Annotated in this window: 19 protein-coding genes and 1 pseudogene; 9 read left to right on the plus strand and 11 right to left on the minus strand. The window is 67.9% G+C overall.

Translation table 11 applies throughout. The features are described from left to right. Nucleotides 1-362: 362 nt before the first annotated feature. From I0C86_RS30870 to I0C86_RS30880, 3 genes are all read right to left on the minus strand, one after another. Nucleotides 363-1331 carry a replication-relaxation family protein gene (locus I0C86_RS30870; protein ID WP_196204842.1) on the minus strand — a complete coding sequence of 323 codons (969 nt, stop codon included), beginning with the start codon at nucleotides 1329-1331 and terminating at the stop codon, nucleotides 363-365. 189 nt (nucleotides 1332-1520) lie between these two features. After that, nucleotides 1521-1811 (minus strand): helix-turn-helix domain-containing protein, encoded by a 291-nt coding sequence (locus I0C86_RS30875; RefSeq protein ID WP_196204843.1) that lies wholly within the window; start codon nucleotides 1809-1811, stop codon nucleotides 1521-1523. A 132-nt stretch (nucleotides 1812-1943) separates the two neighbouring features. Continuing rightward, the gene (locus I0C86_RS30880) at nucleotides 1944-2855 is read right to left on the minus strand and encodes a replication-relaxation family protein (protein ID WP_196204844.1); all 912 of its coding nucleotides are present in this window, start codon (nucleotides 2853-2855) and stop codon (nucleotides 1944-1946) included. Between the two features lie 2190 nt (nucleotides 2856-5045). On the opposite strand from I0C86_RS30880, the gene I0C86_RS30885 reads away from it, so the two are divergent. Both I0C86_RS30885 and I0C86_RS30890 read left to right on the plus strand, forming a co-directional pair. Then, nucleotides 5046-5507, plus strand: coding sequence for a hypothetical protein (locus tag I0C86_RS30885; RefSeq protein WP_196204845.1), 462 nt, complete (start codon nucleotides 5046-5048; stop codon nucleotides 5505-5507). A 31-nt stretch (nucleotides 5508-5538) separates the two neighbouring features. Further along, a pseudogene (locus tag I0C86_RS30890) lies at nucleotides 5539-6191 on the plus strand (HAD family hydrolase). Here the strand turns inward: I0C86_RS30890 and I0C86_RS30895 are convergent. After that, nucleotides 6188-6541 carry a hypothetical protein gene (locus I0C86_RS30895; RefSeq protein ID WP_230395077.1) on the minus strand — a complete coding sequence of 118 codons (354 nt, stop codon included), beginning with the start codon at nucleotides 6539-6541 and terminating at the stop codon, nucleotides 6188-6190. The pseudogene I0C86_RS30890 and the gene I0C86_RS30895 sit on opposite strands and share 4 nt — an antisense overlap. 396 nt (nucleotides 6542-6937) lie before the next feature. Continuing rightward, nucleotides 6938-7225, minus strand: coding sequence for an aminoacyl-tRNA hydrolase (locus I0C86_RS30900; RefSeq protein ID WP_196204846.1), 288 nt, complete (start codon nucleotides 7223-7225; stop codon nucleotides 6938-6940). 231 nt (nucleotides 7226-7456) lie between these two features. Here I0C86_RS30900 and I0C86_RS30905 point away from each other — a divergent pair, with 231 nt between their 5' ends. Then, entirely contained in the window at nucleotides 7457-7684 is a 228-nt protein-coding gene (locus tag I0C86_RS30905) for a hypothetical protein (RefSeq protein WP_196204847.1), read from the plus strand. A gap of 504 nt (nucleotides 7685-8188) precedes the next feature. Here the strand turns inward: I0C86_RS30905 and I0C86_RS30910 are convergent. From I0C86_RS30910 to I0C86_RS30920, 3 genes are all read right to left on the minus strand, one after another. After that, the gene (locus I0C86_RS30910) at nucleotides 8189-8365 is read right to left on the minus strand and encodes a hypothetical protein (RefSeq protein ID WP_196204848.1); all 177 of its coding nucleotides are present in this window, start codon (nucleotides 8363-8365) and stop codon (nucleotides 8189-8191) included. A 426-nt stretch (nucleotides 8366-8791) separates the two neighbouring features. After that, complete coding sequence (locus I0C86_RS30915) at nucleotides 8792-9994, minus strand: IS110 family RNA-guided transposase (protein ID WP_196204849.1); 1203 nt, start codon at nucleotides 9992-9994, stop codon at nucleotides 8792-8794. 307 nt (nucleotides 9995-10301) lie between these two features. Further along, nucleotides 10302-10781: a MarR family winged helix-turn-helix transcriptional regulator gene (locus I0C86_RS30920; RefSeq protein ID WP_196204850.1), complete on the minus strand. Its 480-nt coding sequence runs from the start codon at nucleotides 10779-10781 to the stop codon at nucleotides 10302-10304. Nucleotides 10782-10811: 30 nt separating this feature from the next. Here I0C86_RS30920 and I0C86_RS30925 point away from each other — a divergent pair, with 30 nt between their 5' ends. The 4 genes from I0C86_RS30925 to I0C86_RS30940 all read left to right on the plus strand — a co-directional run bounded on the left by I0C86_RS30925 (nucleotide 10812) and on the right by I0C86_RS30940 (nucleotide 16484). Beyond that, nucleotides 10812-11915 (plus strand): bifunctional NAD(P)H-dependent oxidoreductase/GNAT family N-acetyltransferase, encoded by a 1104-nt coding sequence (locus I0C86_RS30925; protein WP_196204851.1) that lies wholly within the window; start codon nucleotides 10812-10814, stop codon nucleotides 11913-11915. A 303-nt stretch (nucleotides 11916-12218) separates the two neighbouring features. Then, nucleotides 12219-12986 carry a hypothetical protein gene (locus I0C86_RS30930; protein ID WP_196204852.1) on the plus strand — a complete coding sequence of 256 codons (768 nt, stop codon included), beginning with the start codon at nucleotides 12219-12221 and terminating at the stop codon, nucleotides 12984-12986. Nucleotides 12987-13194: 208 nt separating this feature from the next. Beyond that, nucleotides 13195-15873 (plus strand): FxSxx-COOH system tetratricopeptide repeat protein, encoded by a 2679-nt coding sequence (fxsT, locus tag I0C86_RS30935; protein WP_196204853.1) that lies wholly within the window; start codon nucleotides 13195-13197, stop codon nucleotides 15871-15873. A 371-nt stretch (nucleotides 15874-16244) separates the two neighbouring features. Then, the gene (locus I0C86_RS30940; protein ID WP_196204854.1) at nucleotides 16245-16484 is read left to right on the plus strand and encodes a hypothetical protein; all 240 of its coding nucleotides are present in this window, start codon (nucleotides 16245-16247) and stop codon (nucleotides 16482-16484) included. A gap of 292 nt (nucleotides 16485-16776) precedes the next feature. On the opposite strand, the gene I0C86_RS30945 is transcribed toward I0C86_RS30940, so the two are convergent. After that, nucleotides 16777-17241, minus strand: a complete 465-nt coding sequence (locus I0C86_RS30945) for a hypothetical protein (protein WP_196204855.1) — start codon at nucleotides 17239-17241, stop codon at nucleotides 16777-16779. Nucleotides 17242-17512: 271 nt separating this feature from the next. Beyond that, nucleotides 17513-18658: a helix-turn-helix domain-containing protein gene (locus I0C86_RS30950; protein WP_323373956.1), complete on the minus strand. Its 1146-nt coding sequence runs from the start codon at nucleotides 18656-18658 to the stop codon at nucleotides 17513-17515. 463 nt (nucleotides 18659-19121) lie between these two features. Between I0C86_RS30950 and I0C86_RS30955 the strand changes: the two genes are divergently transcribed. Beyond that, complete coding sequence (locus I0C86_RS30955) at nucleotides 19122-19646, plus strand: hypothetical protein (protein ID WP_196204857.1); 525 nt, start codon at nucleotides 19122-19124, stop codon at nucleotides 19644-19646. A 578-nt stretch (nucleotides 19647-20224) separates the two neighbouring features. Then, a complete protein-coding gene (locus I0C86_RS30960; RefSeq protein WP_196204858.1) occupies nucleotides 20225-21301 on the plus strand; it encodes a hypothetical protein in 1077 nt (358 codons plus the stop codon). A gap of 388 nt (nucleotides 21302-21689) precedes the next feature. Here the strand turns inward: I0C86_RS30960 and I0C86_RS30965 are convergent, their stop codons facing one another. Then, nucleotides 21690-22004, minus strand: coding sequence for a hypothetical protein (locus I0C86_RS30965; protein WP_196204859.1), 315 nt, complete (start codon nucleotides 22002-22004; stop codon nucleotides 21690-21692). Between the last annotated feature and the right edge of the window lie 2472 nt (nucleotides 22005-24476).

The raw sequence follows: 24476 nt of genomic DNA on the forward strand, positions 1-24476 counted from the left end.
CACTGGTTCCGCCGGCTACGCATCCGCTGGGAAATCCGCGACGACATCCACGAAGCCTTCCTCACCCTCGCCTGCGCCATCATCTGCTGGCGCCGCCTCCAACACTCAAAGAGTTAGGAGTTCTTAGTGGTGGTCGGCGATTGGCCGACGAAGCCGCAGCTGGCTAGACAGCGGTCTGTGTCGCCGCGCCTTGGCGGACGGCCGCCGACGTGCTGGGAGCTGCGGACATGTCGTAAAGGGCGGACCCGTTCGTTATTGCTGGAATAAGCGGGGACGTCGGACCGCTCCGCGGGCAGCGCCGGCCCGAGGTCCCCTCGGCCGCCCCGATGGCGTGGCGGGGCGGCCGAGGAGCCCAGCGGTGGCTAGAGGTACGGCTGGTAGGTGTAGTCGCCGTCGGCGATGGCTTCGTCGCCGGGTCGGTCGGGGTCGTGGATGGGGTGTGGGGCGAGTGGCTCGACGTGGCCGCGGATCGGGTCGTCGGGTGGCCATAGTTGCTGGGTGTGTGGCAGTTCGGTCAGGGCGAGCCGGTGGTGTGCGCCGATTGGTTGCCATACCGGGGCAGCTGGGTGGCCCTGTTCGGGGTTGCTGGTGGCGATGGTGAGTTGGCGAAGGTTGCGGCGGTCGAGGTGCCGCAGTTCGTCTTCGCGTTGTGGGTCGGCGGTCTGGAACAGCAGGGTCGCCAGGCCGGTGCGTTCCGCCAGCGGCGGGTAGGAGTGGACCCGGTCGGCGAGGGCGGCGGCGCCGATCCCGCCGGGGTCGGGTTCGAACCAGAAGCCGTGCCGGCCGCGGTCGTGGATGTACTCGCCGTGCCAGGTGGCACGCCGCTCGGGCCCGGTGACCATGGCGCAGGTACGCGGTGACCACCAGGTACGCAGGTCGGTGCCCGGCTGGGTGCGGGCTTGCGCGGCGAGGTCGACGAAGAACTGGTTGGTGTGGAGCAGGCTCACCAGGCTCTGGTGGACCCACAGTCGGTCGCGGGCGCGGTACACCCGTGCTGGCGTGACGCGGGCGCCGCCGTCCGGTCGGGTGATCTCGGCGCCGAGCGGGCCGAGACACCACCAGCTGTCGAGGGCGTTGAGGTTGATGTTGGTCGGGAGGCGGTCGATCCAGCCGCGGCGGGCCAGGATCATGAGCCGCCGGGCAGCCGACGTCGGGGTTTCGGCGAAGCCGAGAGCGGTGAGTTGGGCGGTGGTAAGGGTCCGGTGTTCGACGAGCATCTGGACGGCCCACCGGTCACGGGTGTAGAGGCGGCCGATTTCGGCGAGGAAAAGTTCCGCCGGTATCGGACTCGCGGACGGGACGCTGAACTGAGGGTGGTGTGGGGTCTTCACGACCTGTACCTCCGGTAGGTGTGCCGCGGTTCGCGGCGGGGTTGGGACGGGGATCCCGCCGGGGGCGTCGTTGTCGTTCGGCGGGCGGAAACGGGTCCGCCGCCCGGCGCGGTGCGCGGGCGGCGGAGGCGGAGAGGGCTGAGCCCGGCGGCCGGTGTCGACACCGCCGGACGGGCGCGGGTTCCCGGATTACGGTGGCGGGCCGTCTGCCCGTTTGGGTGCTGTCGGCGTGAGGCCGAGGGCGGTGAGGATCGGGGTGACGGGTACCCGGTAGTGGGCGCCTGCGCGGATCACCGGTACGGGGAACGCGTCGCGTTTGACCAGCCGGTAGGCGGTGGCCAGGGAGAGGTTGAAGATCTGGGCGGCGGTGGCGAGGTCGGTGCTGACGCCGAGAGCGTGGATCGTCTCGGCGTCCCAGACGGGGCCGCCGTCATCAGTTCCGCCGGGAGGGCGGGTACGGCTTTTTCGTCGGGCGGTCACAGGAAACTCCCTACGGAGAACGGGTGAGCGGTGGGTGTGTTGGGGTCGTGGGCCGTGGCGGGGACTCCCTCCGTTCGGGGCGGTGGCGGTCAACGACGACGGGACGGAACGTGCGTCGGCGGTGTTGACCGCTCAGATTGAGCTGGGTGGGGACCCGATGGCGTCGGGTCCGTGCTCGGGCTGTTCGAGGTACGGGAGTGCCTCGGCGAGACTGGCCAGGGTGACGAGGCCGTGGTGGTGGTGGAGCCACCACAGCGGTCCGGCGGGGCTGCTGCCCGCACGGTCGGCGTGGTCACGGCTCGCGGTCGCGACCGGCACGAGCATGGTCTCCTCGGCCAGGCGCTGGTGGAGGTGGTGGGCGCGTTCGGCGGAGTGGAGCCAGAACAGCACCGGCCAGCGGGGGCCACGGTATTGGGCCATCCGTTGGTAGCCGGCGAGTTTGCGGACGAGTTCGGTTAGTGGCTCGGTGCCGGTGTCGTACTCGAGGAAGAACGGCACCCGCCGGTTGTCGGCGCGCCAGACGCCGTGCCCGTCGGGGTGGATGGGCGCGGGGTGGCCGAGTAGTTCGATAAGGGCGTCGGGGCCGGCGAGGGCGCCGGGTTCGCGGCACCGCGTTTCTGGCCACCACCGTTGGAGTTCGTGGTCGGGGTGGGTGCGGGCGTGGCCGGCGAGGTCGGTGAAGAACTGGTTGACGCCGAGTCGGTGGGCCAGGACGCGGGCGACGGTCCAGCGGCGGCGTCGGGCCTTCGTCTGGCTGGGGCGGGGTGGTGGGTGGTCGCGTTGGGCGGCGACGATCTCGGCGCCGAGCTGGTCGAGGACGTAGTGGTAGGGGTAGGTGCCGCCGTCGGTCTTGAGTGGGCGGAACCGGTCGACGACGCCGACGTTCCGTAGCCGGCGTAGCCGGCGTTGGGCGAAGTCCAGCGACGGGAACAGGGCGTGGGCGATTTGGGGCGTGGTCAGCACGCCGTGGTCGGCCAGCCAGTCCAGGAGTAGGTAGTCGCGGGCGATCAGCGTGGACTGCACACGTAGAACCTGGTCAGACACGGTTTTCTCTTTCTGTATGAGTACGGGGGTAGGGGAGAGACCGGAGGGTCTCTCTGAGTCGAGGCGGAATCTGTCACCGGCGCGGCGTGCTGGGATGACAGGCGCAGCCGCGGTCCGTGTCGGGGTCAGGTTCAAGAGCGACCCGGAGACGTGGGCAGACACCGACGGAAACACCGACCGCGGAACCGGCTCGGCACCCCTGACCTGCAGCAAGGCCAGGGCGAGGCGGCCTCGAAGGGACGCCGACAAAAGTGAGAAGCCGCAGCCAGAGCGGCATGAGCAGCCCCGGCCAGCAGGGAGATCAGCAGGCGGCCTGCGGTCGGCCGCCGCACGTCCAAGGGCTAGCCGGTCCCGTACCTGCGGGGTACCTGATCGTTCACTGCTGTGGCCGCCCCTGTCGTGGAGTCGCTTGGCTGGTTCCGGCGCCGCCACGCCCTCACACCCAAACCGGCATTTGTGTGCTCTGGCGAACACATGCCGAACTCACAGACGCTCACAGGGAGACGCCGTCCGCGCTGCCGGCCGCTGTGACAACTACTCTCCGTGTCTGTCAGGATTCCGGTGGCCTGTGAGCGCAGCAGGAGCCCGGACCCAATGCTGATCGACCGGGCGGCCTACACGGCGGACGCCGTCGCGCGTCCCTCCCCAACCAGCCTGGCCGTCTGCCCTGCCACCGCCCGGCTCTCCGCATCGGGGCGAGTACCTCCATCCCTGAACAACGCTGCTGTCCAGAAGGGGCGCCCACGTTGCGAGGATGGCGGACACGACGATGTCCGTCATCTGTCCAGAGCTGAAGACAACCACCTTTGACATCGACAATCCTGCTTGGACAGGACGTGACACCGAAACCTGTGACATCGATCGGCGTCGCTGTCAAAGGTTGTCTGGCGGAGGTTGTGTCATCGACGTCTGCCTCCTGACAGCGGATCCCTAGCGCGGTTGCCAAGGGCGATGACACCGGCGCCCGACCAGCGCGGCCCCGACGCCCGGACATATTGACCACCGGCGTCGAGCGCCAGTCTCCGAGGGGTCAGCAAACTGCGTCCACTGACCTCGTGGACCAGTGGCCAACCGGAGGCCGACCCGTCGGTGCAGCTCACGATCGTTCCCGCCGACGCCCGCTCGGGTGGGGTGAGCGCCATCGACGCGCCGCCGTACTCCTCGGCGGATGCGTCGCCAACGGCGCACCGCGGCCATCGTGACGTGTCTCAGGGCCGCTGACAACTGTCATCGCCGACCTGTGACAGCCACCGATGTCGATGACATCCGAGCACCTCTGCCAGTTTTGACATCGACCAGTAACTATTGACACCGGTAGGCCGCGAAACCTGTGACATCGACGTACGCCGTTGGCATGAGGTGCTGTCAAAGGTGGCAGAGGTTCGGACGCCGCCCGGCTGCCGAATGACCGGCGACGCGACGGCCGTACCGGTCCCGCCCCCGAGGCCGCCGACCCTGCGCGCCAGCCTGCTTCGGTGGCCCGGTCGAACTCGCGCGACCGGCATCCGACCGGGCTGCCTCGTGTCTCCCGCATCTACCAATCGGGCTTTGTCAGACGTAGCGAACACTTGGCGATCTGACACGGGTCTGACAGCACTGAGGACGCATCCGCCGGGGCCGCTTGACAGATACGCAGCGTAACCGTCCAGGGTGCGCTCTGCTGGTTGGTCTGCCGCCCGACAAGGACGAAGCCGTGGCCGCGTCGGCTACCAAGAGCGATTCTCTTGGCGCCTGACCGCCCGTACGTCGGACGCGCGGACTGGCCGTCGCTCGTGCTGAGAGCGTCGGCCCGCCGCTTTGTCAGATCGCTGTGAGTGCCCTGTCAGAAGCCGCTGTCCTGCCCACAGGGAGCCTCATGTGGCTGCCGCGATATCTGACAGCACAGCTCAGGTGCGGCAATAGATTCGTGATCTTCCACCTCGAAGATCGACTTCTTGTGAGTGGGGTGTGGTACGCGGCTTGCGGACGGTTACCCCTGTGAGACCCGTGTCAGATCGCCAAGTGTTCGCTACGTCTGACAAACCCCGTTTAGGAGATGGGCGACGGCATCGGAGCCGCTCCGGCGGACGACTTGATCTCCGGTCGGAGGTGAGCGTGGATCGTCCCGGCCGACGTCGAAACCCGGCCGCAGTCCCGCCGGTGCGGCTTCGACGATGGCCGCGCTGAGCCGCCGACACGAGGAGATCGAACATGCTCGCCGGGAACACCGCCCACGGTCACCGGGACACCGCCCACGATCCCGGCCAGGACGTCCCGCGGGACGTCACGGATGTACTGCTCTGGCGCATGGCCGCCAGGGTCATCGCCGCCCACCAGCCCCAACCGGAACGGCCGACCCGATGCGCGAGCCTGCTCTGCGCCGGACAGCACTACCCGTGCCCACCGGTACGCGCCGCCCGCCGCGCCCAGCAGGTCAGCCGCCACGTACCGGCGACACCCGAGGCGTCGGCGCCACACCAGCCGGCGGTGGCCGGTCGACCGGCCGAGCACCCACCTCGCCACCGGTTCACCGACTGGTACGCCGCCACCCGCGCCATGATCCAGCCGCTCCGGACGAGGGAACGGCCGCCCGTACAACGATCCGGCCGTACGCCGTCGGCCGCACTCACGATGCCGGGTCCGGCTCGGATCCGTGGCGTGTCGACCGCTTGATGGCGTCGTGGCCCCAGGCGAAGATGCTCGGGTGATCACTGCCGTGTTCTTCGATGTGGGCGAGACGATCGTCGACGAGTCCCGGGAGTACGGGACCTGGGCGGACTGGCTCGGCGTACCGCGCCACACCTTCTCCGCTGTCTTCGGGGCGGTGATCGCTCGCGGCCTCGACCACCGGGAGACGTTCCAGGTGTTCCGGCCGGGGTTTGAACTGGCCGTGGAGCGGGAGCGCCGGGCCGCGGCGGGACAGCCGGAGTCATTCACCGAGGAGGACCTGTACCCGGATGCCCGGCCGTGCCTGGCCGCGCTGCGCGAGTCAGGGCTGCGCGTCGGCCTGGCCGGTAACCAGACGGCGAGGGCGGAGACGAGCGTGCCCTGGACCTACCAGTTGATGTGATCGGCACGTCCGACAGTTGGGGTGTGGAGAAGCCGTCCACGGCGTTCTTCGAACGGGTGGTGGCCGAGGCGGGTTGCCCGGCCGGTCAGGTGCTCTACGTCGGCGACCGGTTGGACAACGACATCCGGCCGGCGCAGGAGGCCGGAATCGCGACGGCCCTGGTCCGTCGCGGTCCGTGGGGGTACATCCTCGACGACAGGGCGGTCAGCGACCGCTGCCTGTTCCAGCTCAACTCGCTGGCCGAGCTGCCCAACCTCGTGCGCAAGCGCAACGAGTCCGCTCGCTAACCACCCGGGAGAGCCGCCCGGCTGGCGGTGAGAGCGGCGACGCCTTCGTCGAGCTGGGCGCCGTGTCGACTGTCGCCGAGTACGGGTCGCACGGCTCGGACCCGGTCGAGGCCGGTCCCGTACCAGTCCGTGTACAGGGCGTCGACGGCCTGGTTCAGATAGTCGGCGGCCCAGTCACCGTCACTGCCATGAGCGGTGGCGAGGTCGGCGAGAACAACGCTGCGCTGCTTGGCGCTGGTGCAGGTGAGCCCGGCGAGCGCCTGGTCGAGCTGCCCGCGGCTTCGCGGTGCCGGTGTCGACGACGCGGCGGTCCTGGTCGTGGACAGTCTCGGTGAGCTGCAGACCACCACGATCTGGCACGCCGAGTACAGCGACGAGTAACCCTTCCGTCTACGACCTACGCGCTGCGATCGACGACCCCGCGTCACTCGGGTACGTCTACGACGCCGTCACCAAGCACCTCGGCTGGTGGCGCGGCAACGAGGGGGGCACGGTCATGGCGCTGGCAGCCCTCGGTGACCCGACGCGCGTCCGAGCCGATGAGTCGGGCAATCCGGTTCGCGGGCTCGGTTGTGCGCTTCCAGTGCGTCGGCTGCCCGCCTCAACGACCAGGCGACGTAGCCGGCGGGGGATGAAACCGGCCAGCACTGCCAGGTAGAGCAGAACGGTCACCTCCATGTGGGACCTTCCGGGGCCCGTCTGGTCTGAACGGGTATGCCCCGATCTGACCCTGGGCCTTGCCGCAGCTACAAGATCGGCAGGTCGGGTCCGACGCCACCGAGGCTGTCCGGTTTCGCGTACAGCGCTGCCCGGACGGCTGCCCAGGACACCCCGGGGGCCCGTTGAGTCCGCTCCCGGTCCCGGACGATCTTCGAGATCAACCCGAGCCGGGACCGGGCCTCGTTCAACCGCTGCTGAAGTTCGATCAGGGCCTTCTGGTAGGAGTCGACCTCTTGTCGAAGCTTCTCGATCTGCTGCTCTCGGCTCAGGGGTGGGGGCGGCTCGGGCCCGGAACTGAACGCGTGGACGTACACCGGTCCTCCTCGGCAGGCGGGGGCGGGGCCTGCCGCCGGGCGCCGGAGGTCTTCGGGGAGAAGAACCAGCGGCAGGCCCCTGTTCGGCTCCCCGCCCAGCGGCGACATGTCCTACCGGGCAGGGGGCCTGCCGGAATCCTCCCGCGGGCCCCATCCCTCGGTCAAGACCTAGGGTAGCCCGCATAGGGTCTCCCACAGGGGGTAGTCCCGGGAGTGGTTAGTTTGCCGAGCATGGCCGAGCTGCCCCCGCCTGACGAGCTGGTCGGTGCCCAAGAGATCGGCAAGCTGCTGGGCACGACGAAGGGCCGGACCAAACAGCTAATGGCCTTGCGCACCTTCCCCGAGCCGTACGTCCGGCTGGCCGGTGGCGGAGTTTGGCTGAAAAGTGCCGTTCTGGCTTGGGCTGCCGTCCACCGCCGGCCACGCCCTGCGGCCACCGACGAGGACGAGCAGGCGTAGTCCCGGAGCAGGCCCGTCGATGCCCTCCGGGGTCACGGGGAGTCCCTCGGACTGCCATCCGAGCACCGAAACACCCCGGGGCAGGACGAGGGCCCGGAAAACCGAGGCCCTGGCGTCCGTGTTGATCTATGCGGTCCGGCTGGTCCCGACCTGCTCCCAGACCGCCTGAGCGATCTCGCTGTCCAACATCTCCCGCTCCTCCTCGTCCGCCAGGGGGTACCGGTCGAGGTGCCGGACCTGGACGAGTTCGATCGCGCCCAGCGATCGCGCAGACGTCGGCCAGCGGCGCTAGGGGGTCCTCCTCCCCGGCCTTCAGGGCGGCTAGGGCACGGCGGGCCGCCTCCTGGACTGCCATCCCGAGCGCGTACCGGACTTCGTCGCTTAGGCCGGGGATCATTCGGTCACTTCAGCGAAGGTCCCAGCGGCAGCGGCAGCAGTCTTGGTCTCGCCTGACTTAGTGTTGTAGCTGGCCGCCCCGTCCTGCCCGATCCTGGCCTCGTAGGTTCACCGGCCAACTTTGATCGTGGCCGCACGGAGTCCCGGTGCCGGGGCGGACTTCGTCTTCTTCGCGGCCACCCGCTGGGCCTTCTCGCGGGCCAGGGTCAGCATGTTTGCGGCCTTGCCGGCGGGGCCTCCGGACCGTCCGAGCGGCCCGGACGGCATCAGTCTCGACGAGGACATCCTCGGACCGGCTGTAGCGGATCTCCTTGCCGGCCAGCTCAGCCCCGGACCAGGAACCCGACCAGCTTCGCGTCATGCCCTTGGGCGAAGAACCGCTTCGTCTGTTGCTGGCAGCCGGTGGTCTCGGTGGTGACCTCGGGCTCCTGGTCGCCGGTCCGTGGTGGTGCCGACCTCGAACTTGCGGCAGGCGCAGTCCTTCAGCTTGCCGACCGGGGTCCTCGTGCCGGCCATTCCGTCCTCCTAGAAGATGATCTTGCGTCTTAGGAAAATCGTGCCATGCGAGACATAGCGAGCACAATTACCCCAAAGACAAGAATCTCGGGACCCACGGATGGCCGTATTCGCTCGCGGCGCCCGTGACTGTTGGTAGCCGTCGATCGTGGAGCCTGCAGTACCGAGCATGCCCGCACGTGGCACCCCTCTCTGTCAAGCGCTGGTCGGAACGGGTGTTCTAGGCTGACTGGTGGCGGGTCCGGGAAGTGACTTGTCCGAAGAGCCGGCTTGGGGATGTGAGCTGGTCACGCTGGAGTCAGTAGTCGTTTCCCGTTGTCCTCCCGGGCCCGTCACCTGGCCAGCTGTGGCGTCGTCGATCATCTGCCGGTAGACGATGTCGGACAGTCGTCGTTTCAGCGCGCGCATCGCCTCCATCGACGTCTTGCCGGCGGCCTTTTTCCGGTCGAAGTAGGCCCGGCCCTCGGTGGGGTTGCGTAGCTGGACTGTGGCCATGATGTGCAGTACCCGGTTGATCTGCCGGTTCCCGGCCCGGGAGAGCCGGTGGCGTACCTGGTCGCCGGAGGACGCGTCGATGGGGGCGGTGCCGTTCCAGGAGGCGAAGTGGGCCCGGCCCGGAAACCGGGTGACGTCGGCGACCTCGACCAGCAGCCGGGCGGCACCGGACGGTCCGATGCCGTGCAGATCCATCAACGTGGTCCCGGTGGACGCCACAAGCTCTTTCAGCTCCTTGTCGGCTTCCTTGGAACGCCGGTAGACGCGTTCGAGGTCACCGATCAGCTCCGCGGCGACCCGGCGCCGGGCCTTACCGACCGCGTCACGGGGCCGGACCGTGGCCAGCAGTGCCTTGGCCTGGGCGGCGGACAGGCTCTTCTTCGCCCCACCCGGAATGAGTTCCAGCAGCAGTTGATGCAGCTGGGACACCATCCGGGTGTGGTCCTCACCGAGGGAACGACGCCGGTCGACCAGAATCCGCAGCAAGGCGAGCTGCTCATCGTTGACGACCGGGCGGAGTCCGGCCATCCGGGTGCCGACCAGCGCGATGGAGTGCGCGTCGGTGGCGTCGGTCTTGCGGCCCTGCCCGGTCGCGAACACCCGCGCCCTGGCCGACAGCTTTGGCGGGACGTCGACGACCTCCTCGCCGTCGGCGAGTAGCCGGTTGGCGATGTGCCGGCCGATACCCTGGCAGCCCTCGATCGCCCAGACCCGGATCGGCCACCGGTTGGCGTACTTCCTCATCGCCGTGTAGCCGGCGTGGTTGGTGTCGAAGCGACCGCCGCCGACGATGGTCTCGTCGCCGGTCATGACCTCGATCGTGGCAGAGCGCTTGTGCGGGTCCATACCGATGACCACGCGATCCGACGTGACACTCAACGCGTCCTCCGATGCTCGATCCATCTGGATTGTCGAGCCGGGAGGGCAACGCTGCTTTGAGCAGTGCAAACCCCTCTCGAGCCTCTCCCTGCCCTGGCGGCGTCCGGGACTGCGCAGGCCAAATGAGAGCCACACGACCAGCGTGGGCAGCCGATGTGAGAGCGACAGCCCAGGCACCTGGACCAAAGCCTGGCCGGGCCACGGTCCTACCGCAATGAAACAAGCAGCCGATGTGAGCGCGCCGTCGCCGACGAATGTAAGGGTCTCAGCCGGCACCGTATGAAGCCCTGTTCCGGGCTGTCCAGCGGATGGCGGTGCCCGCCGGGTGTGCCTACCGGCCGTTGTCGGCTTGGGGGTCCTCCAGGCGCCGGGCGATCTGTTCGATGGCGGTGAGGTCGTCTGGCGTGAGCCGGTCGATGAAATGGCGTCGTACCGACTCGACGTGGGCGGATGCGGCGGTGGTGAGGGCGTCCAGGCCCTCTTCGGTGAGCACGAGGAGGCAGCCTCGGCCGTCGGCCGGGTCGGGAGTGCGCCGGAGGAGGCCGCGCTCCTCCATCCGGCTGGCGTGCCGGGACAGCCGGCTGCGGGACCAGCCCATCTTGTCGGCCTGCGCGTGCAGGGTGCTGGTGTGGCCGGGCCTTTCCGACAGGGTGCTCAGCACCTCGTAGTCGGGCTCTGAGAGTCCGACCGCCGCCAGGTCACCCGAGGTGCCGGCCTGGACGGTGACCATCACCCGCAGAAACGCGCGCCACGCCCGCTCCTCGTCCGGGTTCAACCAGTGCACCGGCGCTGCCTCGGGTGTCGTTGACATGTAAACAATCTACCCCTATATTTCGTTTCCATGTCAACGAAACCGCTCCGCCTCCTCGTCCTGCTCTGCAGCACCCGCCCAGGCGCCCTCGGCCCCGTGATCGGGCAGTGGTTGATCGACGCGATCACGCCCTGCGCCGCCGAGCTTGGCGTCGAGTTGGTGCCGGTGGTCCTCGCCGACCTGGATCTGCCGTTCCTCGACGAGGAGGAACATCCGTCGTCGGGCATCTACCGGCAGGAGCACACCCGTAGGTGGAGTTCGATCGTGGACACGGCGGACGGTTTCATCGTGGTGACACCGGAGTACAACTACGGGATGCCGGCGACCCTGAAGAACGCGCTGGACTACCTCGGCCGCGAGTGGGCGTGGAAGCCGATCGGCTTCGTCAGCTACGGCAACACGTCGGCCGGCACGCGGTCGGTCCAGCACGCCAAGCAGGTGGTGACCACGCTGCGACTGGTCCCGTTGGGCGCCACGGTCGCGATCCGCATCAGTGACGCGGTGGACGACGGACGGCTGCGCCCCGACGCCGCCCGCGACGCGGCGGGCCTCGGTCTCCTGGACGAACTGGTCCGGGTCTCCCACGCCCTCCGGCCGATGCGCGAACGGGCAGGAGCCGGGACGGTCGCCGGCCCCGTGCCCGGGTCGTATGCGCGGCGGCTGACCCCCGACGACGCGCCCGAGGTCACCGTGCTGCAGCGATGCTGCTGGGTAGAGGAAGCCGTCGTCAACGACACCCTGGCCATTCCTGCCCTGCACGAGTCGCTGGAGCAGGTCCGCGAGTGGCTGGCGGACCAGCACACCACAGGCGTCTGGCTGGACGGTCGACTCCTGGGCATGGTGCGTACCCGCCGCGCAGGCACCGACTGGCACGTGGGCCGCCTCGCCGTCGTACCGGACCTACGCGGTCACGGGCTCGGCCGGTGGCTCCTGCGCACCGCCGAAGCCGCCGCCGACCCGGACATCCGCCGCATCATCCTGTTCACAGGCTCCAATAGCCAGCGGAACATCAACCTTTACCAAAGCGAGGGATACGAGCTCGTGCCATCGACCAGCACAGACGGAACCGCGCTCCTCACCAAGGACGCTTCCGCCGACCGGTTTGACGCTGCCACGATGCGGGCGGCGCACTGATCTGCCGCAGAGCGAGCGCGATAGCTGATGACCGTCGGTAACTCTCCGTAGGTCAGGTTCGCCGGCCGAGGTGGCTGGTCGTAGCTGTCCGGGGCACTGACGCCCGGTGGCCTGCCATGTCGTGCGACGCAGGGCCGTAGCCGACTCCGCAGGACGGACGTGCTGATCGCGACTACGGCTGCGGTAAGACCTGCGCAACGGTGGCGCCGCGTTCGAGATTCGGGAGTGAGGCGTCGTTGCGCGATGAGGGCCGGTGTCCTTCGCATCAAACAAAACAGGTCGTCACTGCGTACGATCCAGCGGATGGATCATGCCGAGGAGTCCGGGCGGATGCTGCGGAAGGCAGTCGCGGCGCTCTACGAGGTCTTCGCCGGTTATCCGTTGCGAGACTGGACCGAGCCGTGCCCGCACTGTCACACGGCGGAGGACGAGCGGGTGCTCCACCGGGCGCCGCTGCGCGAACTGACCGACGAGGACCTGCAGCAGTACACCGCTGACTCCCTGATGCTGTGGGGCGAACTCGCCGACCTCAAGCACTTCCTGCCCCGCATCCTGGAGATCGTCGCGGCCGAGGGCTTCGACTTCCCGGACGTGGAGGTGGTGTACGGGCACCTCGCATACGGATCCTTCGCCACCTGGCCAGCATCCGAACGTGCAGCCGTGCGCAATCTGGCGTTGGCTCACTGGCGGACAGCGCTCGCAGAGGGCGCTTACCTGGTCCACTTTGAGCCGGTCCTCACCGGCATCATGCTGATCGAGGACGATCTCACGACGTACCTGGAATATTGGGAACGCTCGAACGATGCCATCACGCTGGCGAACCTTGCCGAGTACGGACGGGAGATCAGGCGGATCCACGCCGGGGAGCGCAGTTGGAACGCGTACCTCGCCGTCGAACAGCGGGACGGACCGTTCGGCGCCGTCCGGCCGGGACCGAGACAGGTGGTCGACTGGCTGACCGGCCCGGACCTCGCCGTACGGCTGGCGGCACGCCGCGGCACGCTAACCAGCCCGCAAGCCGAGGTCGCGCTCGAAGAAGCGCTGCGGGTTATCTTCGACCTCCGCCCCTGAACCACGCCACACGGCCCGTGTGGTCGGTCGCGTATCCAGCCGCACCATGAGGGCGGTACGCCCGATACTGACGGCCGTGCGACGACCAGCGTGAGCGCTTCCGACTTTGGGAAAGGGTTCCTTCGTTGCCATCACTCTCCGGTGGCGAGGGTTGCCTATCGTGAAGCCAGGGGCCTCCCGTCGGTGCACTGAGCGGGGTGATGGTCGGTTGGTCACGCGATCCAGGCGGCGTGGCCGTACCCCGCTCGTCGCTGCGGCGCCGGTGGTGGGGGTCGTCGTCGGCGTGCTGACCAACCTGGCGACCGAGCGGTGGAACTGGGTGCTGCTCTGCTTGTTGGTCCTGGCCTCCTGCATTGCCGCTGCCTTGATGATCCTCATAGACCGCCTCCCGGCTCGCCCCGGTTCCGGTGTGGCCGACGCCGATCCGGCCGACGTCGGCCGGATCGGCGCCGGCCTGGGCGGTCTCGTTGGTTGGCGACCGGTTGGATCGAGCCAGGTGGGGCCGGTTGGGCTCGAGACGGCTCGGTCGCTTCGGGCGGGACGGGTGCCCGACCTCGCCGACTGCTTCCAGCCGCGGGACGCAGACGACCTCTGGAACGGCGACGTGGTCGTCCTACGCGGGCTCGGCGGGGTCGGCGGGGTCGGCAAGACGCAGCTTGCCGCCGCATACGCGCATCGGCAGTGGGAGGCCGGTGCCGTGCGCCTGCTGGTGTGGGTGAGCGCCACCTCCCGCCAGGCGGTGCTGGCGGGATTCGCCGAGGCGGCCGCCGTGGCGACCGGGTTCGCATCGCCGAGCGTCGAGCAGGGTGCGGGACGGTTCCTGGCGTGGCTGGCCGGGGAACCAGGGCCCTGGCTGGTCGTCCTCGACGACCTGCAACGGCCCGGGGATGTCCGCAGCCTCTGGCCGCCGATCGGAGCGGGCGGCCGCACCATCGTCACAACCCGCCGCCGTGACGCAGGGCTCGCCGGGTCGGGGCGGCGGATCGTCGACGTCGGGCTGTTCACCGTGGCGGAGGCGCACGGCTACCTGACCACCAAGCTCGCCGACCGGCCGGCGCTGCGGCCCGGAATCGACCAGCTAGCGTCGTGCCTCGACCACCACCCGATGGCCCTCGCACAGGCGGTGGCGTACCTCGTCGACCGGTCGCTGTCCTGCGACGAGTACCGCGTCCGGCTGCTCGACGAACGCCGCCGGCTCGGCGACGTGCTACCCGAAGCGGACGCGCTGCCGGACCAGCAGGCAGGCACTGTCGCCACCACGTGGTGGCTGTCGATGGACCACGCCGACCAACTCCCACCGGTGGGCCTGGCGTCGCCGCTGCTGCACCTTGCCGGTTTCCTAGACCCTAACGGCATTCCCACGACCGTGTTCGGCACGGCCGACGCGCTCGCGTGGCTCAACGGCACCTACACCGCCGACGATGTGTCGGACGCGCTGGCCGCGCTGCGCCGGCTCAGCTTGCTTGACGTCGAAGGGCCACCGGGTGAACGCATCGTGCGGGTTCATGCCCTGGTCCAGCGTGTGGCTCGGGAGCGGTACCGATCCCGCCACGACGGCGCCTTGCACACCGCCGCGAACGCGTTGCTGCAGATCTGGCCGGACGTGGAGCGCGACTCCCGCCTCGGTCAGCAGTTACGCAGTAACGCCGAGTCGGTTGCCGCGCTGGATCAGACGGGCGCGCTCTGGCAGGACGGCCTGCACCCGATGCTGACTCGCCTGGGTGTGAGCTACGCCGTGTCGGGTGACCTGGCCGCGGCGGTAGCACACTGGCGGCGCATCCAAGAGCAGACCATCGCCCGGCTCGGTGTCGATCATCCCGACACCCTCCGGTCCCGCCACCGGGTCGCCAATCTCGTCGGTGAGCTAGGCGACCCGGCCACCGCGGTCGCGCTGTTCGACGGCGTGCTCGCCGACCGTCGCCGTTGCCTTGGCGATGAACACCCAGATACCCTCGCCACACGGAATTACCGGTGCTACTGGCTTGGCGTCGCCGGCGATCCGGTGGGCGCGGTCGCCGCCCTCGAACCGTTGCTGGCCGACCGGACGCGGGTGCTCGGCGCCGACCATCCCAACACCTTCGCGACCCGAAGCAACCTCGCCCGATGGGTGGGGGAGGCTGGCCGGCCAGCGGCGGCGGTCGAGCAGTTCCGCGCATTGCTGGCCGACCGAACCCGTGTGCTCGGCATCCGGCATCCCCACACGCTCGACACCCGCCACCAGCTCGGCTGCTGGACCGGCGAGTCGGGCGACGCCGCCAGCGCGGCAGCGATGCTCGACGACCTGTCCGCACTGCAGAAGACCGAGCTCGGGCCCGACCACCCCGACACGCTGCTCACCCGCCGCAACGCAGCCCGCTGGCACGGTCACGCCGGCGCCCCAGCCGTCGCCGTCACGGCGCTGGAACAGCTGGTCGCCGACCAACTGCGGGTACTCGGGCCGGAGCACCCGGAGACACTGCACACCCGCGGCGCCCTCGGCATCTGGCGCGACCGCGCGGGAGCGCACGCCGCTGCGGTCGCCGCACTCGCCGAGGTGCTCGCCGACCAGCGCCGCACGCTGGGCGACGACCATCCGGACACACTGAACACCCGCGGTTCACTCGCGGTCGCCTCCGGTCACGCGGGCGACACCGCCGGAGCCGCCCACGACCTGAAGCTGCTTCTCACCGACCGCCTACGAGTGCTGGGCCCCCGGCACCGCAACACTCTCCGCACCCGGTTCAACCTCGCGGTCTGGACAGCGGCGATGGGTGATCCTCCGGCCGCCGCCCAAGCGCTGCGCGACCTCCTCGGTGATCAAACCTGCATGCTGGGCGCCGAGCATCCAGACGTGGTTCGGACCCGTCACCGACTCGACCAGTTCCCGGCAGCCACCGCCGAGCCCTGACCGATACCAGCCGCTGGCCGCCGCAGTTCGGTCCGGTGTGTCCTCTCAAGACTTGATTCGCTGCCCAGATTACCGCCGAACGAGCATGGCAGCTCGTGACCGTCCGTAGCTCTCCGTAGGTCGTCGCGGTCGTCTGCCATGCGGCTTGATGCACGCTCGTGCCGATGAGCTGGCGCGTCCTTCGCCTATTAGCCCAGAGGGGCCCGAGTCATTGGTTTGGGCGTTCCTATGTGCGAGAGTCGCGGTCTGGGTAGCGTGTCGAACGCCTCGCCGTCGGTGCACCGCGTTGGGCGGCAACCGTCGTCTGGCTCAAAGGTGGGACCATTGCGACCCCGGCATCAACAAGTTCCGAACGAGAGTGGGCGAAACCTATGGCAAGCGAGTCCTGCCCCATATGTGGCGAAGAGGCCGACGCCGACGAAATCGACCCGCACGGCCACTTCTCCGGGGATGACGAGGGCGACCTCGACGAGGACGTAGTCGTTCACCTGCTTATCCTCGGATCGCGACGGGACAGGACCGGCTGCGGCGAAGACATCGACAACAGTAGCGACGGGGCAAGCACGGACGAGGGTAGCGTGAACTGCCCCGAGTGCCGCGCCGTCATATAACCCGACGGAGACGGTGAGGGCGCACGCTCATAGCCGCGATGAGCGCGGCGGCTCGTACCCACGTCGATGAGCTTCCGTAGCCGTACGCAACACGGCTGACTCCATCTGGTGTCGAGTTGACGTGTCGACCACGGATTGGCGCGGCCGGTCGGCGCCGTAAGATCATGTTGATCTCCGCCAGCGCGGTGAGTAGCAATCGATGGTCCTGCGGCCGATGGTGCCGAAAGAACTTGCCCAGGTGGTGCTCGTACAAGGTGCCGGAATCACCGAGGCCCTGTGGACAGCCAATGGATCAAGGTCCGGGTGTGGTGGGCGGGTCCATGCCGGTGATCCGGCGCAGTTCTTTCTCGGTCGGGGTCGCCGACGGCAGCAGGATTTGCACCGACGGTGGCGCGTACTCGTCCCGGACCACCTCGAGCCAGGTTCCGGCGAGCTGGATCCGGCCACAGTCTGGCAGTCCGCACGGCCGGCAGCCGGCGATCCCGCGTGGCCAGTGCGCTGTCATCACCTGCCTGGCCACGATGGTGACGAGCTGTCGGCGCTCGACCGGGATGAGCCGGTCGGTGATGACGACCCACAGCGACCATTCGGCGGTCGGGCACCAGGTGCCCCGGCAACCACCGCAGTGTCGCCTCTCGGCGTGCGTCGTGATCGTCGCCCATGCCCAGTCGATCGCGAGGCCCGGCGCACTCTCCTGCCGGCTCATTCGTATGGCCCGTAGCCGCGCCGCCAGGGCCCGCCGGGGTACTCCTGCCATCGCACGTCGATGACCCGGGTGCGGCGTCGTCGGGCCAACCACCAGGTTCGGAGTATCGTCAGCACGTTGTCCTCCTACGCCACGGCGCCCCGGACCACGGGTCACGGGGCGCCGCTCAACTGGGCGGATGGTTGGCGCCGGTCCGGAACTCTCGGGGGAGGCGCCCCGGACCGGCCTGGACGACCGGGCCAGGGCGTACACCCCGACCGGTGTCCCACGGTGACGCTACTGAGCCGTGCGTAGGGTGGTGGAACGCTTACGCACCACTACTTCAGCCGAGGACGCCCATCCGCTCGCAGAGCCCTCGGAGTTCCGACCCCGCCGTGCCCTGGCGCAGCAGTGACCGGGTGGTCTCTCGTGCCGCCGAAGATGACCGGGTGTGCTGCGGGCCGACTCGCTCGGCCGTCAGCAGCATTCGTACCGCGTCGTGGGGCCGGCCGGCGTCGAGCAGCGCACGCGCCATGTCCATGTAGAAGTACACCTGTCGTACTGCCGGCAGGTCGGCCACGTTCACGCGGCGCGCGGTCTCGATCGCCTCGCCGGGCCGCGCCGTGTCGAGCTGTAGCGCCATCTGCCACAGCGCTACGTTCGTGGGTCCCCACGCCATGTCCCAGGCGTCGGTCTCGCCGGTCCGCTCCGCGATCCGCGCGGCCTCCGCCAGGTGCGCTTCGGCGCTGGCGAGATCTCGCAGGCCGGCCGAGTGGTGAGCGCGGGCCAGGTGCAGGAAGCCCAGCAGGTCCAGCGCGGACGGTGCGGATAGCTCCCGCTGTAGATCGTCAGCCGCCCGGTCGCATGTTGCCATCGCCGGCCCGTACGCCCCGCTGTAGGACAGGACGCGTGCCTGGTTGGCCGCCGCGACCGCCAACCCCGCCGGGTCCTCCAGCTCCTGAGCGGCTGTGGCGCACTGGTCGGCAGCGAGCCAGGCGTGCGCCGGATAGCCGACGTTGAGTAGGCAACCCATCGCCACGCCGTACACCGGGACCATCATCTTGGTCGCCTCGCGCCGGTCCTTCCCGGCGTGCAGGTCGGGGATCAGGCTGACGAGGCGATGCAACGCCCCGGCGTAGTCGCAGCGGTTGTAGAGGTCTCTGACGAGCATGGATTCCTGCCGAACGGGCACGGCCTGCGGTCTGACAGACCGCTCTGTCAGGGGGTGGCGCATCATCTCCCGCCACACCCGTTCGGCGTCGATCCGTGCCGCGTCGAGGCGCCGATCGGCGGGCGCGTACGGCTGGCCGGTCAGTTCGACGACCGAGCACTCCAGTGCGGCGGCCAGGTCTACGACCATGTATCGGTCGGTGCGCTGCTGGCCGCGTTCGATCCGCGACCATGAGGTGTGCGAGATGCCGGCTCGGCTCGCGGCGTGGCGGATGCTCCAGCGGTGCAGTTCGCGGCGGGCACGGATTCGGTCGCCGATCGAGGGGTCGGCCGGTACGGCACGGCGTGGCATGGCGTACTCCCAGATAGGGCTGGGGGTGGTGGCGACCCCGGGCCCTACCCCTGAGCTGCCACCTCGGACGGTACACCGGTGCTCTACTGCCGTAAGGAATCTGCCAGGGTCCCTCGCCGAACCCCTCGGCGCACACCTCCGCCAGGCTCAAGGACGCATCCTTAGAGGACGACAGACGCGCTGCTGCCCGAGGTAATCGCTAGAGATCCTCGAGGACCTGAAGGACGCCCTGCGCGAGTTCGTGGCCATCGCCGGAGCGTACGACGGCAGCCGACCCCGCACCCGACAGCCCTAAAACCGCCTCCCGAGGCCTCGGCGACCGAAATGTGGTCGCTCCGCTCCTGCCCGGCCAGCACCCTTCGCTACGTCGGGCTGGACACGGGTCACGCCGCCCGAGCTGCACAAGAGCGGCAGCCAGTTCGCCGGCGGGATGGCCAAGGAACTCGGCGAAGGCTTCGACCCGCGCGCACTCCTCGGCCTGCTGAACATCGCCAATCCGGTCCTCTGGGTCGAGGCGGGTGATCTGGCCGGTACGCCGAGCTGCGGAGTTCGTGACGTTGCCGGGGCCGTCGCCGCGGCCCCGGCAGGCGGTACGGGAATCCGCCGACGCCCGCAGTCCGGAGGAGCTGGCAACGAGGCCGAGGGGGAGCGGCGGGTGCCGTTGCCGCTGACCCGCCGAGCAGGAGGCGTTCCGGGCGTGCTCCGGCTCAGCCTTTATCAGCCGCTGGCCGAGCAGTTGGCCGAGATCGCCTACAAGCGGTCATATCTGTTCGGCGGCGAACTCGCCAGCACGGCGGGAAGCCTCCTGTTGGCTTTGGTCGTGAGTTCCGGCACCAGATGTCGCTGTGTTTCGGCACCAGCGAAATCTCACCGATTCCGATGTTCGCGAGTTTGGGCGCCCCCCGATCGGACTTGCTACGCCCGAGTCGGCCAACGCACCGCTCACGCACGGTGACGGGTGTCGGAGGTGGAGCGCGCTTTGTCTGCGGCAGAAGAGTAAGCGGACCGATGACCTGCCGGCTTCATTGATCGTATGATCAGCCAGCGCCGGTAGCGGATCGACCGACCCTCCGCGGCATCCGCTGGTCCTACAGTGGCCCAATGCCGGAGAAGTTCGAGGTTGACCGTGTCGACCGCATCGCTGACATCCTTTTTGGGGTTGCTACTGCTGGGGGTCTGATTGGCTATGGACCTCTGGCGAGGCGAGTCGATACCCGTCCCGACTTCCTAAGCCAGCCCTTGGACCAAGTCTCCCGTAGATCTGCCGAGATTGGGGAGCCGCTATGGAGCGCGCTTGTCGTATCCCGCGACAGCGGAAAACCTAGCTCCGGCTTCTATTCAATGGCTCGCCGAATGCGGCCAGAGTACGCCGCCCTCGGTGACGAGGAGATCTGGGCGCAGGAACGGGATCGGTGCTACGGTGCAGCGTCGTAGTTAGCGACAAGACCCAACGCCTCACGCCGGAAGGCAAACAGCGGGTTCGTATCGTTGGCATCGTCATAGCAGCAGGCTGAATCGACGACAAGGGGATCAATGAGTCGCAAAGCGTTGTGGATCAACGTTGCACTCGCCGGCATCCTGACCGCTGGAATCGGTGTGGTGACGAACCTCGTTACGGAAAAGTTCAGCTGGACGTTGCTGGCCGTACTCCTGACCTTGGTGGTCTCAGGAGTTCTCGTGGCGGGACTGCAGATGATTTCCGGCGAGGTGGCCAACCAGCGGACCTCCGTCGGCACGTCCGAGGTGCCGCTGACTTCCTCTTCCCATACGACGAGCAATTCGCAGTTCATTCAGGTCTTCGGAAACCGCAACCGTTTTGTTCAAAACGTTCAGCGCCTGGTTGTCGGCATTTCTGTGCAGACATTCTCGGCAATTCTGGCGATAGTCGTGGTCGGCTTTGCAAGTGCGATTTATGTAATTATTGAGCGCGAACAGCAGCAAGCCCAACAGAAGCAACAGTATGCCGGTCAGCCACCCGCCATCCCCAATCCCTATAGTTACGTGTCGTTCGACCGTTATGCTCCTGCGCGCGACCAGGAGTGCCCAGGATTGTTTGGGCTATGTGTTAACGCAGGACAGTCGCTCGATGCCGCCGAACAACTGTTCGTGGCCCATGACGAGATCCCCGGCTCGCGGAGTGGTCTGACCTGGGGACAGCTCGATTCGGAGTGTCGAGCTTGGGAACTGCGCAACACGAAGGGCGTTATCGTGTGCGCCGCCGACGAGCAGATTACCTGGATTCAGGTGTGGGTGATCCCGGAGACGCCACTGACGCTGGCCACCTTCGGAGGCGAGGTGCACCTTCCCGGAAGTTTAGGCGTAATAAGTGAGGAGATCAATCGCCTCGTCGACGCGCCGCCGTACTCGATCCGACAGATCGATGGGGAAGGCAACTGGCGAAACCGAGCCGCTTGGCATTATGTTGGGAGTGAGGGAGTGATTTTGGCGGACATCACCGTCGCTGGCGACTCGTTCAAGCACTGGAACACCGGCGGACGACCGATTTGCGACTACCGGAACGCGTTCCCGCACTTAGCTACGGTCGATGTATCCCTGCTAACGGTCCAGATTTGGGACGTGAATCAGGAACTCGGTTGCCCAGCCGGTTGACGTGGCATCAATCATTAAGCCTCTGCCGCCATCGTTTAACTTCGGTACCATGTCACAGCTCGGCGAAACCGCGCGGCAATGCGGCATCGGCAGTCTGGTGAACTCATCTCGGCACGACCGGCCGTCCTCGGACTTGGCCGCGCTGGGATCCACGGCTACCGAAGGTGACGGCCGCGCTGGCAACGGCGCGCACGACCTGCGGCATGATCTCTCCATAACGTGGGTGGCGGCAGATGCGGTGGTGCCAAGGCGGCGGCCCGTGCTACAGGCAAGATTGGATCGGTCCCAGTTGATTCGCGCTGCGGCCCTCCCTGTCAGGGCTTCCGGTGCGTCGACCGCTGCCCACCCGACTCATGTACCGTATTTAGTCGCCGCCTATCCCGGTCAGTCAAAGTAGCTGCTCGTGAACTGCTGGGCAGTCGCAGTCTCCCGTGTGGCCCCTTGGCTCGCGGCAGAAGTACCAGTAGGCCCTGGGGTCAGGTCCACCACCCTTCGGGTGGAAGCGTTTGTTGCACGGTTCGACATCGTCTTCGTCGCCTCCGTAGAAACCCAGGCCTCCGCACCCGGGACACTCGCCGCTGACACTGGTGGACTCATCGCGTCCGTCTGGGACGTTTATGGTTCCCGCGCCCTCACAGTCTTCGCACTCGAACCAGTACTCGTCCGGGTCGTCTCCCGGCCCGTTGTTGACGCGCTTGGGCACTTCATCCTCCTCGGAATCTCAGGTCTCAACTTAGCGCCAGACAGCGGGAGCGCAAACGGCTCGGTTCGCTATGACCCGATCTCGTTCCCCTAGACCAGCCGCCCTGTACGCACTCGAACAGCGGCAGATGCGGATGCCGTTGGCGCCTCGGCACTGGTTCGGCCCAGGGACAGCAGCCTGACCTGCTTCGGACAGCGGCAGGGCGCAGCAGGTCAGCCCTTAAGTGAGATGTCAAGGCGGTCATAGCGTCCCCGTGGCGACGAGCGCGACCCGTCGCGGTGTCTGGACTGCCACGACTGGCGGGCCATGCCGGCATGCCAGCAGCGGCCCTGAGAGGCGGGAACCCCGGGACCCTGCCGCGATGGTAGGCCCGGGGCCCTTCGATCATTCTGCGGCTTTCGTCGCGGCCCGTCGGGTAGTGGACCGGCCGGCCGTGCCGGCGGCTCGGCCGGAGCGGTGGCCAGTACCTACCTGGGTTCGCCGTCTTGGTCGCGGGCCACTGAAACGATGGGGAAGTGAGACATCCTTGTCACTCCCCGGATCACACCCGCGTCAGTATTTCCGCCGATTCCGTCGTCCGCTAGCTCTGCTTCGGCTTGTGCCACTGTTTCCCGGCCCTCCTCGATCTGCATCGGAGGCCGAAAGCTCGAAAGCTCCCAACGATGCTTCTGCCAGTCCATGACCAGACGCACAATCCGTTCAACCGCGAGAAGCGCCGCGATTCCGTATCCGACCGGCTTCATATCTTGCGCAACAGTCGTTAGCACAACCTCTAACGGACTGTTCATACGAAGTGATTGCACACGTAGCCGAGCAAGGCCGTCTACCCTTGGATCCCAATCTGTGTGTTGGTCAGGAAGTTGGAACCATGTCGGCATCCTGGAGCCGTGGGCAATGTCGTCAAGCGATTGCAGGAAGACGGGGATCTCGTCAAGACGCTTCTGTACGTTTGCAATCACCGTCAGGCTAGGAACGCGGGTGCCTGTGCGTAGGGTGGGTGAAGACATGGACGGATCTAAGCACAGGTCTAGCGGAGGTCCCTCTCCCTCGACTGTCAGAACCCCGTCGGGGAATCACGCCGCAGACCGTCGGCAGCAGGCGGGCCGGGCCGCGCAAAACTTCGGCCGGCCCGCCCACGGGCCGTCAAACGAGTATCGGACGCCACCACCGGAACCCCGACCGGCAGTCCAGCCACCGGCCACACCGCCTCTGGGCAGAAGCGGAACGCCGTACCGTCGATGCCGATCGTTGGTAGCGGAACGTCACGAAGGCGCTCGCCCGTTCCTATGAGTCTCGCTGAATCTCGCTGGCATGCTCGCGGACGGTTGAAGGCTCGAACGTGCGTCCGCCATCTGCACGACGATGTGCACGTTCAGCTGCGCCTGACTGTGCACCTTGGAGCGCAGAGCCAGGTACACGATGACCTGCAGAGTTCTACAAGCCGACGGATTGACGTCGAGTGCACTCAACTCGACATATCCGCGCACCCCGCACCCGGGTCGCCCCATGACCATCTGCACGAAGGGTGAACGGGCTCTGGAGCTACCGCCGGCACCATTGGCGGTAAAGATCCAGGACTGGTTCTGGTTCTCGCGAACATCTCGGCACGCGGTGACAGCAACGTGGCGCCGGAGCCAGCCATTCGGTGGGTTGCGATCGGCCCGATAAGCAAGACATACCGCATCTCGCTTCACTCCGTGCAAGACCCTGATGATGACCGGGTAGGCGACCTGCCCAACCTCATCTCGCTCGACCCAGTCGATGAGGCGTATATCGGCGCTGGCCGGGAGTTGGGCGTCAGGGGGATGAGAGAGAAGCGATCTTGCTCGCGGAGCACCTCAGAGACGCTCGCCCTGACCGCTGGGTCAACCATGCCGTAGGCGGCGAGGAATATATGGACCATGTTCGAAGCCGCTGAGACTCCGTCCAGCGCCATAGCTGACAAGATCGATCACGGAACTCGCGACAGAGCCCCAATCTCGCGAACGAAGCCATCCTGCTGTTCCTGGACCGCTACGCCGCACGCGGCTGACGATCACCGAGACCTACCTGCACCTGCTGCGGGGTGGGGAACCGCCCCGACGAGGGTAGGCCTGACGCCCGAGAGCCGCGCATCCTGCGGAGCATGGACCGGCGGCACACCGCCTGGGTCGACGCCCAGCACGGCTCCACCCGGGTGCTGCTCTTTCCAAGCAGCCTCAAGTTCGATGACGGCCGGGCAGGACTTGAGCGTCGCCGCCGGCTCGAAGCGAGAGCAGGGCGTTGTCGAGGGGGGCTGGGCAGCATGCCGGCCCGCTACCTGCTGTGCACCACATGTGCTCTGTCGTCCCTGACCGGCGGTGAGCGATGCTGACGGCTCATGATCGCCCGTGCCCGTCCGCCCGTCCGGCCGATCACGTGCGGTCGGTGTGCGGTCTCCCGGTGGCGGTGCCAGCGCTGACCGCCCCTGCGGCGCCCTGCGGTACGCTGACA

Source organism: Plantactinospora alkalitolerans (genome assembly GCF_015690345.1).
In the GTDB taxonomy this organism is placed as follows: domain Bacteria; phylum Actinomycetota; class Actinomycetes; order Mycobacteriales; family Micromonosporaceae; genus Plantactinospora; species Plantactinospora alkalitolerans.